This window comes from Marinomonas dokdonensis (genome assembly GCF_052747885.1).
Genome location: NZ_JBRAND010000001.1, coordinates 53,008 through 68,546, shown reverse-complemented (window position 1 = coordinate 68,546; position 15,539 = coordinate 53,008). Strand labels below are relative to the sequence as shown.

At 45.6% G+C, this 15,539-nt stretch carries 12 protein-coding genes and 2 tRNA genes; 8 read left to right on the top strand and 6 right to left on the bottom strand.

All coding sequences use genetic code 11. The features are described 5' to 3' along the window. Positions 1-29 precede the first annotated feature (29 nt). The 8 genes from ACUM5Y_RS00300 to ACUM5Y_RS00265 all read left to right on the top strand — a co-directional run bounded on the left by ACUM5Y_RS00300 (position 30) and on the right by ACUM5Y_RS00265 (position 8,542). A tRNA-Arg gene (locus tag ACUM5Y_RS00300) sits at positions 30-106 on the top strand. Positions 107-225: 119 nt separating this feature from the next. After that, a complete protein-coding gene (tig, locus tag ACUM5Y_RS00295) occupies positions 226-1,551 on the top strand; it encodes a trigger factor (protein WP_445974850.1) in 1,326 nt (441 codons plus the stop codon). 77 nt (positions 1,552-1,628) lie between these two features. Then, positions 1,629-2,261, top strand: a complete 633-nt coding sequence (gene clpP, locus ACUM5Y_RS00290; protein ID WP_347982335.1) for an ATP-dependent Clp endopeptidase proteolytic subunit ClpP — start codon at positions 1,629-1,631, stop codon at positions 2,259-2,261. Between the two features lie 13 nt (positions 2,262-2,274). After that, complete coding sequence (gene clpX / locus ACUM5Y_RS00285) at positions 2,275-3,558, top strand: ATP-dependent protease ATP-binding subunit ClpX (RefSeq protein WP_445974849.1); 1,284 nt, start codon at positions 2,275-2,277, stop codon at positions 3,556-3,558. 212 nt (positions 3,559-3,770) lie between these two features. Next, positions 3,771-6,164 (top strand): endopeptidase La, encoded by a 2,394-nt coding sequence (gene lon / locus ACUM5Y_RS00280; protein ID WP_445974848.1) that lies wholly within the window; start codon positions 3,771-3,773, stop codon positions 6,162-6,164. Positions 6,165-6,287: 123 nt separating this feature from the next. Further along, positions 6,288-6,560 carry a non-specific DNA-binding protein Hbs gene (gene hbs, locus ACUM5Y_RS00275; RefSeq protein WP_012069435.1) on the top strand — a complete coding sequence of 91 codons (273 nt, stop codon included), beginning with the start codon at positions 6,288-6,290 and terminating at the stop codon, positions 6,558-6,560. Between the two features lie 6 nt (positions 6,561-6,566). Further along, positions 6,567-6,643 (top strand) — tRNA-Asp (locus tag ACUM5Y_RS00270). Between the two features lie 75 nt (positions 6,644-6,718). After that, positions 6,719-8,542 (top strand): SurA N-terminal domain-containing protein, encoded by a 1,824-nt coding sequence (locus ACUM5Y_RS00265; protein ID WP_445974847.1) that lies wholly within the window; start codon positions 6,719-6,721, stop codon positions 8,540-8,542. 83 nt (positions 8,543-8,625) lie between these two features. On the opposite strand, the gene ACUM5Y_RS00260 is transcribed toward ACUM5Y_RS00265, so the two are convergent. From ACUM5Y_RS00260 to ACUM5Y_RS00235, 6 genes are read right to left on the bottom strand one after another with little or no spacing between them, the layout of a single operon-like run. Further along, positions 8,626-9,546 carry a Dyp-type peroxidase gene (locus ACUM5Y_RS00260; protein WP_445974846.1) on the bottom strand — a complete coding sequence of 307 codons (921 nt, stop codon included), beginning with the start codon at positions 9,544-9,546 and terminating at the stop codon, positions 8,626-8,628. A gap of 52 nt (positions 9,547-9,598) precedes the next feature. After that, positions 9,599-11,401 (bottom strand): BatD family protein, encoded by a 1,803-nt coding sequence (locus tag ACUM5Y_RS00255; protein ID WP_445974845.1) that lies wholly within the window; start codon positions 11,399-11,401, stop codon positions 9,599-9,601. Next, entirely contained in the window at positions 11,395-13,140 is a 1,746-nt protein-coding gene (locus ACUM5Y_RS00250; protein WP_445974844.1) for a VWA domain-containing protein, read from the bottom strand. The genes ACUM5Y_RS00255 and ACUM5Y_RS00250 overlap by 7 nt, the downstream gene beginning before the upstream one ends. Continuing rightward, positions 13,137-14,135, bottom strand: a complete 999-nt coding sequence (locus tag ACUM5Y_RS00245) for a VWA domain-containing protein (protein ID WP_445974843.1) — start codon at positions 14,133-14,135, stop codon at positions 13,137-13,139. The genes ACUM5Y_RS00250 and ACUM5Y_RS00245 overlap by 4 nt, the downstream gene beginning before the upstream one ends. Beyond that, positions 14,128-14,610, bottom strand: a complete 483-nt coding sequence (locus tag ACUM5Y_RS00240; protein WP_445974842.1) for a DUF4381 domain-containing protein — start codon at positions 14,608-14,610, stop codon at positions 14,128-14,130. Before ACUM5Y_RS00240 ends, ACUM5Y_RS00245 begins: the two co-directional genes overlap by 8 nt. Then, positions 14,610-15,521, bottom strand: a complete 912-nt coding sequence (locus tag ACUM5Y_RS00235; protein ID WP_445974841.1) for a DUF58 domain-containing protein — start codon at positions 15,519-15,521, stop codon at positions 14,610-14,612. The genes ACUM5Y_RS00240 and ACUM5Y_RS00235 overlap by 1 nt, the downstream gene beginning before the upstream one ends. Between the last annotated feature and the right edge of the window lie 18 nt (positions 15,522-15,539).

The window sequence follows — 15,539 nt, the reverse complement described above, 5'->3', positions numbered from 1 at the left end:
AGCCCACCACACGAAATGTAATGAGTTTCGCTCCGTTAGCTCAGCTGGATAGAGCAACCGCCTTCTAAGCGGTAGGTCACTGGTTCGAATCCAGTACGGAGCGCCATTTCAGCCCATTACTTTATGCGTTTAAATTTTTAGGTTTTGCTGATTAACGCTTGTTCAAGGTCCAAGTTACCTTGTCGTAAGATTGGCAAATAAAGCTAGTTCCCGTGAGGAAGTTTTATGCAAGTTTCTGTAGAGACAACGTCTCCAATTGAGCGCGTTTTAACCATTAGTGTTCCTGCTGCTCGTATCGAAGAAAAAGTAAGTTCTGAAGTGGCTAAAACTGCGAAAACAGTTCGTATTGATGGCTTTCGTAAAGGTAAAGTGCCAGTAAGTTTGGTTAAAAAGCGCTACGGCCAAAGCATCCGTATGGAAGCTGTTGAGCAAATTATGCGTGATGCTTACATGGAAGCTTTGCAAGCTGAATCTATCCAGCCTGCTGGCATGCCAAGCATTGAGCCAAAAAACTTTGCTGAAGGTGCTGATCTAGAATTCACTGCCAAAGTGGAAGTTTACCCAGAAATCACTTTAGCTGATGCTTCTACAATCGCTGTTGAGCGTGTTGTTTCTGAAGTAACAGATGCTGATGTTGACACTATGTTGGAAACTCTACGTAAGCAAAATGCAGACTGGTCTGCAGTTGAGCGTGAAGCAGCTGACGGCGACCAAGTGACAATTGATTTTGTTGGCTACCTAGGCGATGAAGCCTTTGAAGGTGGTGCAGCAGAAGGTCACAAATTAGTGTTGGGTTCTAACACTATGATTCCTGGTTTTGAAGCTGGTATCGAAGGTGCTAAAGCAGGTGAAGAGCGTACTATCTCTGTGACTTTCCCAGAAGATTACCAAGCTGAAAACTTGAAAGGTAAAGAAGCAAGCTTCAAGATCACTGTATCTGAAGTAGCTGAGCAAATCATTCCTGAAATCGATGATGCTTTCGTTGAGAAATTCGGCCTAGCTGAAGCAACAGTTGATGCTTTGCGTGCAGAAGTGCGTAAAAACATGGACCGTGAATTGAGCCAAGCGATCAAAGCTAAGTTGAAAAACGCTTTGTTTGATGGCCTATTGTCTATCAACGAAGTTGAAGTTCCAGCGTCTGTTGTTGATCAAGAAGTTGACGCATTGCGCAAGCAAGCGGCTCAGCAGTTCGGTGGTGAAGGCTTTGATGCTTCCCAATTACCTGCAGAATTGTTCCAAGAAGAAGCGACAAAACGTGCTAAACTTGGTCTTCTAATTTCTGAAGTAATCAAGCAAAACGAATTGAAAGTAGATGATGACCGTGTTCGTGCTTTCCTTGAAGACATGGCGCAAGCTTACCAAGAGCCACAGCAAGTTATCGAGTTCTACTTGAAGAATAAAGAGCAACTAGCTCAGGTGCAATCTGCTGTACTTGAAGAGCAAGTTGTTGATAAACTGTTAGAATCTGCTCAAGTTACTGAAGTAACTTTGGGTTATGAAGATGCTATCAAGCCAAATGCCCAAGCTGAAGAAGCTGGGGAAGAAGCATAAGCGCTAGCTTATCTTTTTAATAAAGGGCCGACATAGCAAATGTTATGTCGGCCTTTTTTGCTTTTAAGGAATGCAATATGAATTTGACGAACCCAACTACAGGCCCAGTTGCAATTACAAGTAATGGCCTTGTTCCTATGGTTATTGAACAAACAGCCCGTGGCGAGAGATCTTTTGATATTTATTCGCGTTTGTTGAAGGAGCGAGTGATTTTCTTAGTTGGTCAAGTTGAAGATCACATGGCCAATCTAGTAGTGGCGCAGTTACTGTTTTTAGAGTCTGAAAACCCGGATAAAGATATTCATTTGTATATTAACTCTCCGGGTGGTTCGGTGACAGCGGGTATGTCTATTTACGATACCATGCAATTTATTAAACCAGACGTAAGCACTATGTGTATTGGTCAAGCGGCCAGCATGGGTGCATTACTGTTGACGGCTGGTGCAGAAGGTAAGCGTTATTGCTTGCCAAACTCTCGCGTGATGATTCACCAACCTTTAGGTGGTTATCAAGGCCAAGCGTCTGATATCGAAATTCATACGCGCGAAATTTTAAGTATTAAGCATAAGCTGAATGAAATTATCTCTTTCCATACGGGTAAAGACATTGAGCAAGTTGCTATCGATACAGACCGTGATAACTTTATGAATCCGGAGACGGCAAAAGAATACGGTTTAATTGATGATATTTTACAGAAACGTACAGTTTAAAAGGGTGGAATAAATGTCGGACGATAATTTTAGCCGTGGTGACCACTCAGATCGGTTATTGTACTGCTCTTTTTGTGGAAAGAGCCAAGACGAAGTTAAAAAGCTTATAGCGGGACCATCTGTCTACATTTGTAATGAGTGTGTGGATCTGTGCAACAACATTATTACCCAAGAGCTTTCTCAGGCGACGGTTGAAGGTGGTGCAGCGGAAGACGAGTTGCCAACCCCTGCGAAGTTGAGTGCGGCGTTGGATGATTATGTTATTGGCCAAGACAAAGCTAAGCGAGTGCTGGCGGTTGCGGTATATAACCATTACAAACGTTTGCGTCATCAGGGTAAAACTGATAGCAGCATCGAATTGGGCAAGAGTAATATCTTGCTAATTGGTCCAACAGGTAGTGGTAAAACCTTGCTTGCGCAAACATTAGCGCGCGTTCTTGATGTACCTTTTACCATCGCCGATGCGACCACACTGACAGAAGCGGGTTATGTGGGTGAAGACGTTGAAAACATCATTCAAAAGCTTTTGCAAAATTGTGACTATGATGTTGAAAAAGCTCAGCGTGGTATTGTTTACATAGATGAGATCGACAAGATTTCTCGTAAATCTGACAACCCTTCTATTACTCGTGATGTATCAGGTGAAGGTGTTCAGCAAGCGCTACTGAAACTTATTGAAGGCACGGTTGCCTCTGTGCCGCCACAAGGTGGACGTAAGCACCCTCAGCAAGAGTTTTTGCAGGTCGACACGTCTAATATCTTGTTTATTTGTGGTGGTGCTTTTGCGGGTCTTGAGCGCGTTATTAGCGAACGTACCGAGAAAAGTAGTATTGGCTTCTCTGCGAAAGTGAAAAGCAAGGATGAGGGCAAATCCTTCTCCGAAGCTGTACACCGTGTAGAGACGGAAGATTTGGTTAAGTTTGGTTTGATTCCAGAGTTCGTGGGTCGTTTACCTGTTGTGGCAACGCTTTCTGAGCTGGATGAAGAAGCCTTGATGACCATTTTGAGTGAACCGAAAAACGCATTGACGAAACAGTATCAACATTTGTTTGAGTTAGAAGGGGTAGAGTTAGAATTTACGCCTGAGTCTTTACGTGAAGCGGCTGGTTTGGCGCTTGAGCGCAAAACTGGTGCCCGTGGTTTACGCAGCATTCTAGAGTCAGCTTTGTTGGATTCCATGTACGATCTACCAACACGCAATGATGTGGTGAAAGTTGTGATGGATGGACCATCTATCCGCGGTGAGTCTTCACCTTTGATGGTACTGGAAAAAGAAGAATTAGCTAAGAACGGTTAATTTTTCGACAATAGGCTTAATTAAAAGGCCGAAGTTGAGTGGAAACACTTAATTTCGGCCTTTTTTTGTGCTGTACTGGAAGTAATTCGATGTTCAAGCAAATTCAACGAGGATGAACGCTTGTATTTTCACTGTTCGTCCTTATCTCTTTGATAATCCTAGTTGAATATATAAAGTGCGCTTGTTTTGAGGCGCCCAGATTGGAAGAATATATGTCAGAAGTATCACGCATTCCTATGCTGCCATTACGAGACGTGGTGGTTTATCCCCATATGGTGCTGCCTTTGTTTGTGGGGCGCGCTAAATCCATTGCGGCATTAGAGTCTGCCATGGAAGATGACAAGCAAGTCTTCTTAGTGGCTCAACAAGACGCCTCTAAAGACGATCCTCAGTTAGAAGACCTTTACACTATTGGTACTGTTGCTAAAGTTATGCAGCTACTACGCCTTCCAGATGGCACAGTAAAAGTGCTGGTAGAAGGTGTGAAGCGTGCCACCCTTGAATCCATGGAAGAGGGTGAAAAGTTTGTTGTAGGTAATGTTAGTGACCTACTAACAGATGAAGAAGACCAGAGCGAATTTGGTGCGATTCGTCATGCATTGTTAAAGCAGCTTGATGAATATGTCGCTGGTAGCAAGCGCATTCCTGCTGAAGTTGTAACCTCTGTTAAATCTATCGATGATCTATCAAAACTGATTGATAGCATTTCTAGCCACATGAGCTTGAAGCTTGAAGACAAGCAAAAAGTGCTTGAGATCGCTTCTTTGGTAGAGCGTGGCGAGTACTTGATTTCCTTGATGGATGGCGAGCTAGACATTGCCCATTTAGAAAAGAATATCCGTAGCCGTGTTAAGAAGCAGATGGAGAAAAGCCAGCGCGAGTACTATTTGAATGAGCAAATGAAAGCCATTCAAAAAGAGCTGGGCGACATGGACGACGGCGGCAACGAGTTGGATATGTTGCAGGAAAAAATTACCGATGCCGGCATGTCGGAAGAAGCGACCGAGAAAGCGGAAGCCGAACTGAAAAAATTGCGCATGATGTCGCCTATGTCGGCGGAGGCTGCTGTGGTACGTGGCTACATTGATTGGTTGGTGTGCTTGCCTTGGAAAAAGCGTAGTAAAGTACGCAATGACCTAGCTTATGCTGAAAAAGTCTTGAATCAGGATCATTACGGTCTGCAAGATGTGAAAGAACGCATTTTAGAGTTTTTAGCCGTTCAGCAGCGAGTGAAAAAAGTTAAAGGTCCAGTCTTGTGTTTGGTTGGACCGCCAGGGGTGGGTAAAACTTCTTTAGGTCAATCCATTGCTAAAGCGGTTAACCGTAAATATGTACGCATGGCCTTAGGTGGTGTGCGTGATGAGGCGGAGATTCGTGGTCACCGTCGTACTTACATTGGCTCCATGCCGGGTAAGTTGCTGCAAAAATTATCGAAAGTGAAGGTGAAAAACCCACTGTTTTTGCTCGATGAAATCGACAAAATGGGCATGGATCAGCGTGGTGATCCAGCGTCTGCACTACTAGAAGTGCTAGACCCTGAACAAAATCACACTTTTAATGACCATTATTTGGAAGTGGATTACGACTTGTCGGATGTGATGTTTATCTGTACTTCAAACAGTATGAACATTCCTGGTCCGCTACTAGATCGTATGGAAGTGATTCGTATTCCAGGTTACACCGAAGATGAAAAACTCAATATTGCTAAACGCTACTTGTTGCCAAAACAAGTGAAACTAGCAGGCCTGAAAGAAGCCGAAATTTCAGTTAGTGATGATGCGCTAATGGATATTATCCGTTACTACACCAAAGAAGCAGGTGTGCGTGGTTTAGAGCGTGAATTGAGTAAAGTGTGTCGCCGTGTGGTGAAACAGCAAGCGCTAAGTAAAGCTAAAAAGGTTCAGGCTGTTGATGTGACGGTTGAGAATCTTGAAGACTTCTCGGGCGTGCGCAAATTTAGCTACGGTAAAGCGGAAGAGAAAAATCAAATCGGTCAGGTGACAGGTTTGGCTTGGACGTCTGTTGGTGGTGAATTATTGACCATTGAAGCGGCTGGTGTGGCAGGTAAAGGGCGTCATGTAAAAACTGGCTCTCTTGGTGATGTGATGCAAGAATCGATTCAAGCGGCCTTAACGGTTGTGCGCAGCAGAGCGCTAGGTCTTGGTATCGATGAAGATTTTCACGAAAAAATTGACCTGCATTTGCACGTGCCGGAAGGTGCGACACCGAAAGACGGCCCAAGTGCTGGTGTGGCGATGTGTACTGCTATGGTGTCCGTGCTGGCGAAGATCCCTGTTAAGGCCTCTGTGGCGATGACAGGCGAGATTACCCTGCGTGGTGAGGTTCTACCCATAGGCGGCTTGAAAGAGAAGCTTCTAGCGGCTCACAGGGGTGGCATTAAAACCGTGATCATACCGCAAGAAAATGCCCGTGATCTGAAAGAAATTCCAGATAATATCAAGGCTGACATTGACATTATTCCAGTAAAATGGATTGATGAAGTGCTGGACGTAGCATTAGAGTACATTCCTTCGCCAAAAAAGGTAGAAACATTGGCTTCGAAGGAAAAAACTGTTGATGAACAAGAAACTGTAAGTCATCATTAGGCATACTCTGTGTTGACAGGGAATAGGCTGGGCTTGTATAACATCTAGCTCGGCCTTATCGGTAGCCTACATAGCGCCGAAAAATAATACTAAGGAACCACAAAAATACTGAAGGGGTACAACGTGAACAAATCTGAATTGATTGATGCTATTGCAGCGTCTGCAGATCTATCTAAAGCTTCTGCGAGCAATGCTCTTGACGCTACTCTAAAAGCAATTGAAGCGGCTTTGGCAAAAGGTGACCAGGTTACACTAGTGGGTTTTGGTACTTTTGCAGTTAAAGAACGTGCGGCACGTACTGGCCGTAATCCTCAAACGGGTGAGGAAATTCAAATTAAAGCAGCTAAGGTTCCTGGTTTTAAAGCCGGTAAAGGTCTTAAAGACGCTGTTAATTAATTTTTTGGAGCAGTAGTTCAGTTGGTTAGAATACCTGCCTGTCACGCAGGGGGTCGCGGGTTCGAGTCCCGTCTGTTCCGCCATTAGATACAAAAGGTGTATTCCGAGCGGAATACACCTTTTTTATTTGTAAATCATGTTTAATTATGGAGGCAGTAATGCTCCAAGATATAAGAGATAAGTCACAAGGTATTGTGGTCAAGATCATTGTTGGTTTTATTGTTGTGACTTTTGCTCTATTTGGCGTCGATGCCTTGGTCAATAGTTTTACCACTTCTGATACGGTTGCCAGTGTAGACGGCACGGACATTACCCGTACTCAAATGTTGCAAGGTGCTGAAACTCAGCGTCGTCAATTAATTTCTATGATGAATGGCCAGATTAATCCGGCATTATTAGAAGAAAACTTGCTGCAACGTCGTGCTTTGGATGAGTTGATCCAGCGTGCCGTACTGGCAAGCCAAGCAGATAAGCTTGGTCTAGGTGTCTCCGATGCCCAAGTGGATTCATACATAGTACAGTCTGAGCAGTTTCAGACGGCTAATCAGTTTGATCAAAACAAATATTTAAACTTTGTGCGTTCCTTAGGCTACACACCTTTGGCATTTAAAGAGCGCATTAAGCAAGACGTATTAATTCAGCAAACTCGTAATGCTGTTGCCGGCTCTGAGTTTGTTTTGCCTTATCAAGTGGATGCGGTGTCAGCATTGCAATCACAGCAACGTAGTTATGATTATGTTACTTTTTCTCTTGCTGACGAGGCAGAGCAAACCAGCGTAACGGATGAAGAACTACAAGCTTACTATGATGCCCATAAAGAAAGCTTTAAAACCCCTGAGCAAGTCAAGATTGACTATGTAGTGGTGTCATCTGCTGATTTTTATGACGATGTACAAGTAACGGATGCTGAGTTAAATGAAGCTTATCAAGCTTCTTTAGCGGGGACGGTTCAAGAAGAACGATTGGCTTCTCACATTTTGATTGAAACATCAGATCGCAGTGATGAAGAAGCGGATCAAGTATTGGCTGAAATCGAAACTAAGCTGGCTGCGGGTGAAGACTTTTCCGCACTGGCTGCAGAATATTCCGATGATATCGGCTCAAAAAATGATGGCGGTAATCTAGGTTATATTACTAAAGGCAGCTTTGGTGATGACTTTGAGGCCAAATTATTTTCTATGAACAAAGGCGATGTTGAATCGGTTGAAACTCAATACGGTATTCAGTTGATCAAGTTAGTAGATATCGCCAGTGCCGATGCGCCAACACTAGAAGATATGCGTCAAGAACTGACTGAAACTCTGTTGCAGGCGAAAGCTCGTGATGCATTATTGACGGCCCATGAAGACATCACAGATTTGGCTTACGCCAGCGATCAATTGGCGCCTATTGCCAATGAATATGGCGTAGAGGTTCAGCAAAGTGATTACTTTGGTCGTAACCCTTCAGGCAGTGAGTTGACAGATAATCCGTTAGTCGTTGCCGCAGCTTATGGCGTCGCTGTACTGGAAGATGGCCAAAACAGTGATCTAATTGAGTTGAGCGATGATCAGGTAATGGTGCTGCGTCTAAACGATCACAAAGCCGAAGCAGTACAGAGCTTTGAAGAAACCAAAGAGTTGGTGACTTCAAGAGTGGTGGAAGAAAAAGCGGTAGCATCCTTGCAAACTAAGGCGGAATCAGCCAAGCAAGCGGCAGATACTCAATGGACATCTGTTGAGCTAGCGAGTCGTGGACAAGATGAAATGGCTTCTCTAGCCTTTACTCTGCCTCATCCGCAAGGAGAGCCTTCTTTAGAGGTTAAATCTCTTGCAAGTGGTGATCTGGTATTGATTCGTCTTAATACTGTTATAGAGGGGGCAGAAGCGCCTGAAGAGCAAGAGCAGTTGGCTTATCAGAATTATCTGAACCAGACGCAGGTTTCCATGAACACCTTGTCTCAACAAACCTTGTTAGAGGCGAGTGCAGAAATCGAGCGCTAACGCCTTGCGTTGTTAACGCATAAACAAAACCCTCTTAGGTTTGCACCTAAGAGGGTTTTTTATGTCGGATAGAAAAGTACGATTTATTGACTTAGGTTTTCAAACCAAGTATTGGCTGGCACAAAGAAGGCTTGGCCTGTGGTGGCGGTTGTGTACTTCATGAGGTGGTCTGTATGGCCATCTTCATCCCCAACGACCATGCTCTCAAGCATCAGGTTAAATGCATGTGGGGTCTTGCTGTAGCTGGCAAACATTAAGCCTTTTTCAGCCAAAGAGGCGAATGGCATGCTATGGCGTAAAATCTCAATAGAGCGACCCTCGGCATCCTTTAGTGAGGTGCGTTTGGTGTGTGCATGCAGAGACTTTTTGTCACCAGGATATTCTATGTTGTCCTGTTTCGTTCGACCGTAGGTATCTTCCTGGCTTTGCAGGTCTTGCTGTTGCCATTTTCCTAGATCATGGACAAAGCGCATGAGGTTGAAGTATGAGCCATGCTTAAAAGCAATGTCTTCCTCATCCACAAGAGCAACGTCTTTTTTGGCATCACCGGTCGGGTTTTCAGTGCCATCAACAAAGCCGGTGAGATCGCGATTATCTAGGTATTTAAAGCAGCTGACTTCTTCAACCACAGTGAGGCTACCGGCAAAAGCATCAAACAGTTGTTGCGCTAGCATATAGGTAATGTCTTTGCGCTGAGAGCGTATGTGCCAGACAAGGTCCACGTCCGTGGCGACAATATTAGCGTCTGGGCCTTGATAGCTAGGAAAAGGTGCTAGGTGTAGAGGGCGTTGGTCGTCTAGCTTATCCCAAATTAAATGACTGATACCAAAGGCTGCGTGTAATTCTGCCTCTGGGTACTCTTCTTGTAGTTGCTTCACGATTGCTGGGTAACTTGCTAAAGCGGACTTTATATCACTTAGACGTTCATGGTCAGCGTTTAGGGTAATGAATAGTGCATCGCTGGATGCTTCAGCAATAATGCCAGTTTGGAAGGGGTCGCTCATGGTGACTAGTTCTACCTCTAAATTATCGAATGACTGTTAAACCCTAACCTTTTTAGAAATTGGGATAAAGGGTTTTTAATTGGCTGGCCTGTGAGGGCTTGGCTTCGCCACTGGTAAATTCTTGCAATGCTTCGGCAAGAGGTTCGCCAAGCCACTGATGATGAGTATTTTGTGAATACATCATCAGTTCGGCTTCCATTAATAACTGGGTTAGGCTGACAGAGGCGCTTAAGCGTTTAATGTCGTCAACACTGGTAATTTCTTCATCTCCCCAACGATGGCGAGCCCACTCGAGTAGGTGAGAGCGCAGCTCAGTAAGCTGGTTGTCACGACAACAGCCAATAAGGTTAGCGTAAGCACTTTTCTCGTCAGGCGTATTAAGGGGGGCAAAGTCCTGCAAAGTCGGTACATTCGGCTCGCTTGGGGTACTGGCTGATTTGCGTTTTAGATAAAACCATAAGGCCACCATAACAAGAGAGGAGGCGATCAGGGCGATAATAAGGTAGCGCTTTATGTTGGACGTTGAGCCCGTGGTTGCGACAACAGTGCTGGTTTCCGTAACAGGTGTTTGAGCCGCTACTGGCTTAGGTTTGTTAAGGGAAATGGGGGCAACAGAGCGAGACTGGGGTGGCAACGGCGTGGTGTTGGCCGCAGCAGCAGGAGACGGCGCTTTTTGCGAGCCATCTGGTAAAGGGTTAATGTGTAGTGTTTTGGTGCTGGCTTCGGCGCTTTGCATCACTCTTTGTTCTGTGTCCCAATAAGGAACCGTGATTTTAGGTAGCGTAATTTGCCCTTCTTCGGTTGGCACCACTTCAATGCTCATGTTGAGCTGGCCGGTAATGCCTTGGGCCGTTTTACGGGTGTTAAATTCCGCAGGCTTTGGGTAAAGCTTATAAGCGCGGGTACTGTTAAATGCCATGGTAGGAATCTGTTCTGGCAGCGCCCCTTTGGCTTGAATTTGTATATCCCAGATTAGGGTGTCACCCACCCTAGGTTGCTCCACTGTGCTGGTTAGCTTGGTGGTGACGGTGACCGCTTCACTGGGTAGCCAATTATCGGATGGGTAACTGGCTGGAATAGGCAAAACCTGTAGGGCGAGGGGCTCGCTTTGTACCTTAATCATTCTCCGGCCAGTATTGGTATTGATCATGGCTTGAATGGTTTGTACCGGAATGGTTAATAAGCCGCTACGTTGCGGAAAGGCTAAATACTCACGGGTAAGCACCTGATAATCCGTACCATTGATGGTTTCATAACTCATCTGGTCATCAACTAACTGCTCAATGATTAAATCTGGATGAGAAGGCACAGACAGGTTTGCATTCTGTAACGCCACCGACGTATAGAGTTTGACCGATAAAATGACTTGCTGTTGCAAGTAGGGCTCGACTTCCGACACCTGAGTTTTAATCATGGCAGGAGGGTTGCCATTACTGTCTAACAGCTGAGGAGAGTTTTTGACCGTCAGTTTTAAAGGGTTGGATTCATGGTCGCCAATCTTGATGGCGGGAATGTCAATCACGCCAACAGACTTTGGCATTAAGGAAACGATCCAATAACTCAAAGCCGTGTTGGTGCCTAGATTAAAACTGAACTGGCTATTTTGGCTTTTACCCAGAATCTCAAAATTCTCTTTTAAGGCGTCCAACTCGGGGCCATTCCCGGTATTGGTAAAATCTGCTCGTAACGTCAGTTGCACCACTTCGTTTTCAACACTGGTGGTTTTGTCTAATGAGGCGGTAACGCTTGCGGCATAACTTGCTTGGCCGAAGCTAAGTAGAAACAGCAACATCAGTATGCGGTTGGGCAAACTGAAGATGAGTGCTTTTACTTTGTTAAGTTGGGGGATTACCACGGGTTTTGCCCATCCTCTTGTCTGTATTGCGAAGTGCTGCGTTTTTCTTGATGTAAATACCAGAGCTTACGTTGTAATAGTGAGCCTGGATCATCTTGTATCTGTCTTAACCACTGGTTAAGCGCTTGGGTTTGCTCTTTATCCAGTGTCTCATTTGTAGCTTGTTCGGGCTGAGAGGCCTGTTCATCCTGCTTATTATCCTCTGACCCAGACGGCTTGTCTTGTTTTTCATCACTTTTTTGTGAGGAATCCTCTTGGTTGTCCCTGTTAGAGTCCTGCTGGTCGTTATTTGAGGGCTGCTGGTTTTGTTGTGAGTCACTTTGGGAAGAGTCTTTGGATGAATCTTGTGAGGAGTTCGAATCCTGTTCTTGCTGGGATTGCTGCTCTTGTTGGTCTTGTTGTTTTTGTAAGTACTCGAGGTTTTCTTTCGCCTGTTGCAAAGAGGGGTCCAGCTCCAGTGCTGCTTGGTAAGCTTTTATGGCTTGCTCGACATTGCCATTTAAAGCAAAGGCATTACCTAGGTTGTAGTGTTCGCTGGCATTTTTATTAAGCCCTTGTAGCGCTTCGATACTTTGTTGGTAATCTTCCAACGCATAGGCGGAGGCAGCTTTCCATTTTGGGTCTTTAAAGTGTTCTTGAGCCGCTTGCCAATCCCCTTGGTCTACCGCTTGTTGGCCCTTTTGATCTGGTGTTAAAAACCAGTCCAATGGGCTGGCCAAGAGCTTATCATTTGGAAAAGACAATAGCCCAACCAATAGCATGAGTAACATGCCTTTGCGGAAGGCTAAGGCAAGGCAAAGCAGTAAAGGCAGCGCAAACCAATGGCCTTGGCTTTGCCACTGAATGCTGTTGGTATGGCTTTCTTCAAGATGCTCGGGTGGCAATAAAGGTTGTGTAATGGCGCTGATTTGTGAAGGGGATAGCCTTGCTTGATAGAAGTTGCCCCCTAGCTGTTGGGTGAAGTCTTGCAGGGCATCGATGGGAGTGCCGGCAATAACAGCTTGACCGTTTTTTCTGAGCAGGCGTCCATCGGGCAGTTTAATACTGGCCCCTTGTTGGCTGCCAATGGCGATCACATCTAAAGTGACCTCGCGATCTTCCAGTAATGGCTTGATGCTTTGACGGTCTTGGTCATTAATATCATCGGTAAAGACAATCAAATGAAGAGACTCGTTGGGGTCCGTACTTAGCTTTAACGCCGTTTCTATGCCTTGGCTCAGTTGGCTACCATAAACTGGCATGATCAATGGGTCTAGGGCCAGCAAAAAGTGTGTGATGGTTTCCCTATCTTGGCTAAATGGGCTGATCACATAGGCTTCGCCAGCAAAAGCCACTAAGGCAATGTCCCCTTCTTGGCTACGTTCTAATATATCTCTTACGGTTTGCTTCAGTTGAGTCTGGCGATTTGGCTTGGCATCGGTAGAAAACATGGATAGGGACTGATCCACCACTAACACAGTTTTGCTGGTACTTTCGTATAAAGGCGTGGAGGCCTTGGTCCAGCTGATGCCCGCCAAACCAAGGCAGCAAAGTAAAACACTCACTAAGGTGAGGCGCATGGGCAGCTTGGTCTGACTATTCGCCAGCTCTAGATGGGCTAATAGCTTGTGATCCACCAGCTTTCGTAGGCCATGAGTTGTCTGGCTTTGTAGTTGGCTAACCAAGGCTATGATCAAGATAATAGGGATGAGCCATAACCATAAAGGGTGTGAGAAATGTAGGCTATTGAATAGTGTCATGAGCGCACCTTTAATCGCCATTGGAACTGCTTGCTGCTCGCCAAAGCAAGCGCAAAAAATATTAACGCTAACATCGCCAAATAACGGAAAAAGTCGGTTTTTGGTCTTTGCCACAAATCTTCCGAAGGTGTGGGCTCTAAATGATCCAAAATGTTGTAGATGCTTTGTAAGTCTGCGGTACTGCGGGCTCTAAAGTATTCGCCACCGGTTTGCTGGGCAATATTTTGTAGTAAAGCTTCGTCCAGGTCGGCGGAAGGGTTGATGCTTTTAGGACCAAAAAAACCTTGCACCTGCATCTGGTCTGCACCTATGCCGATGGTGTGGATTTTAACCTGCTGAGAATGGGCGAAATTCGCCGCTTGTTGGGGCTGAACTCGACCGGCCGTATTGGCACCATCTGTCATCAAGATTAAAACTTTTTGGTCCGAGGGTTTGTTTTCAAGTTGCTTTATTCCCAAGCCTATGGCATCACCAATGGCCGTTTTCTCTCCTGCAAAACCTATTTGAGTTTCTTGCACCAGTTGGTTAATGGTTGTGGTGTCAAAGCTTAATGGGGCTTGTAGATAGGCTTTTGAACCGAACACTATGATGCCAACGCGGTCGCCGCGACGACGCTGTATAAAGTCTGCTAAGACAGACTTAGCCGCGCTTAATCTGTCTGCGCTTTCGCCATTAAGGCTCATGTCTGTAACCTGCATACTGCCGGATAAGTCCAAGGCGATCAGTAGGTCTCGCCCTGATGGAGTTACTTGCGTTGGCTCACCTAGCCAACTAGGTCGGGCAATGGCGAATACTAAAGCGATCCAAGCCAGAGCCAACAAAAGTAGACTGATATTAAACTTGGGATTCAGCTGAGTTGTTTCCTCGTGTTGAGCCAAAAGTTTTGCACTGGGCCACCAAATACTGCTCTGTTGTTGGTTCTTGCTAGGCAAGAAATACATCAATAAGGGCAGAGGTAGGATAAGAAGAAACCAAGGCCAATTAAGTTCAAGCATGATGTTTCCTTATCCAATCTTGGGTGGTTTGGATAATGGCATTACGTTGCGCTTGAGATAGCTCAAGGTGAGGGCGATAGGGGCCATCAATAAAACTTGGGTCAAGATCAGCAAAGCGCTTGCCCTCTTTAAGTTGCTGATCAATGTGTTCAATGAGTTTAGGAGCAGGTTGAGAGGCCAGATCCATCTTGTTCTCGGTGATTAAACAGCGGCGAATTAATTCATGGCACAGCACTATGGTGTCACGATTTGATAGGCTCATCTGGGCTTGGTTTAATTGGGTCAGTGCCTCACGGCGATAGCCGCGTTTTTGGTGGCGACGAAGCAAACCAAAGACCATGAGCCCTATGAAGAGGATGAAGGCCAACAAGACGAGCCAAGTCCACCATGCGGGTGGCCACATGGGAATGGCCTCAGGCAGCAAATAAGCCTTGTGAGGTAATTCTAGGGTTTGATTCATGTGTGAAGTTGCCATCAGCGCAGTGCTCCTTGCTTGAGTAAACTGCGGGCGATGTTCTCAGGGGATTCGGTAATATCAAACAGCTGATAATGCACTCCCATACGAGCAAGCTTTTGTCGCACCTTGGCATTATGGGAGAAATAGTTCTGTTTGGCTTTTTGTTGACTGGAACGATTCACCTGTACCGACTGGGTTCCCTGTGGGTCAGCAAATTGATAGTGCCCTGAGGGCAAGTTGAACATCTGGCTATCAATGATTTGCACCCAATGCACATGGTTGTGTTTGGCTAAAGATTGCAAGGCTACTTCACTGGCAAGCGGAATGTCTTGGTGATCTGTGAGGATAATAATGTCTTGATTGTGGATCTTGCCGGTGATCATGGGGTGCTGCCAAATGCCTGTGCTTTCTTTTGGCGACAGTCTGTGATGAACCTGACAAGCATCGACTAATTGTTGGATTAAGGTGGCGATGCCTTGCTTGGCTTGTCCATAAAAATCCTGCTGCCCGTAACTAAGACGATAGCCTAGTTTGTCCCCTTGTTGCATGGAGCGCCAAGCAATTAGCCCTGCCAATTGATTAAGTCGGGTAGAGATAAACGTATGGCGGGTGGCAAAATAAGCATTGTTAGACAGGTCCATTAGTAACATGCGCTGGTGGTCGTTCTCTTGTGCATATAGGCGGGTATGGGCTTGCCCTGTGCGTGCCGTGACGCGCCAATCAATATGACGTAAATCATCACTGGCTTGGTAAGGGCGCAATTCTAGCATTTCCATCCCATGGCCTTTTTGGCGAGACCTGTGTTCGCCGGTTTTCATCGACAAGCGTCGGGCTTGGGGGGCGCGACCAAGTTGCTTGGCGTAATGGGCCAATTTTGTAAAATGGCTTTCATCCAGCTCGGGTGAAGATGGAGATAATAAATCACTCATGATCGATTATTAGGCCTA